This window comes from Thermus sp. (assembly GCF_056332225.1).
Map to the genome: position 1 here is coordinate 1 of NZ_JBWGQW010000136.1, position 1,029 is coordinate 1,029.

A 1,029-nucleotide genomic window follows, 5' to 3' on the forward strand; every position below is an offset into this window, starting at 1 on the left:
CCGGAGAGTTCCGGATCTGGCGCTTTGGGTTTCGCCCCTTCACAAGGGTGGAAAGAACGAGTACCCCTTCTTCCTAGGGGCGAGGCCCTGGGATGAGGTCGCGGAGGGCCTAGGGGCTGGGGCGTGATCCCAAAGGGCGGCCTCGCCGGGGGACTTCCCTTGCCCTAACCCCGTTAGCCGAAAGAAGCTTTTCCATCAGTCGGCCGCTCCAGCTTCCCGAACGAAGCCAAAGCCCTGGGAGCCCTTGGGTCCGAGCCCCGTGAGGAGGGCCAGGCGGATAAGCCACGGGTCTCCTTGCAGGAGGAAGCGGCCCTTCCATCCCAGCACCCAGAATCCCTTGTAGGTTTCCATGCCGTCTTGCGTACCCGGTAGGGCCTTTACCTGAAGCCGCCCTGGCGGAAGCCCAAGCCCGATAGCCTTACGGTTGAGGTTGGCCTCCAGGAGGGCCGAAAACTCAGGTTCGTCGGGACGGAAGTAGCGGGTCTTGCCGTTTTCAAGGGTGCGGTAAGCGGTCACGGGGGAGAGGGTCTGCACCACCAGTCGGTGCCCCAAAGGAGGTAGGGGCAGGGGCTCTACCAAGAGGACGGGAAGGGCCTTTCCGTAGAGCGAAAGCTCACCCCGCTCCTGGAGGGCCCGGGCCCAGGTGGCGATGAGCCCGGGCAGGGGCGAAGCCAGAAAAAAGCGGAGGGAGGAGTCGGGGTGGAAGGTCTTTCCCCCTAGCCGAAGGCCCAGGATCCGGCTAAAGACGAAGTACTTGAGGGGCTTCCCCCCCACGGGAAACCCCTCGTTGTGCACCTTCCCCCTGAGCTCCGGAGGCAGGAGGGCATAGAGGGCGGCCTGAAGCCCCTCCCGGTAGGTGAGGGGTAGGGACGCCACCCCCTTTAGGTGCACCGCGAGGCGCAGCAGACCTTCCTCCACGCTTATAGGCTACAACACGGGTCAGCGTCGCGATTTAGAGGCTGTCGTAAAAGGGTGGTATCCTTAAGGGGTGACTCTTAGACGATCTTACCCCAGCGACCTCAGCGATGC

Annotated in this window: 1 protein-coding gene; it reads right to left on the minus strand. The window is 63.7% G+C overall.

Translation table 11 applies throughout. The annotated features are described in order from the left end of the window. Positions 1-195: 195 nt before the first annotated feature. Positions 196-918, minus strand: a complete 723-nt coding sequence (gene cas6, locus AC01Y6_RS10510; RefSeq protein WP_476671474.1) for a CRISPR-associated endoribonuclease Cas6 — start codon at positions 916-918, stop codon at positions 196-198. Between the last annotated feature and the right edge of the window lie 111 nt (positions 919-1,029).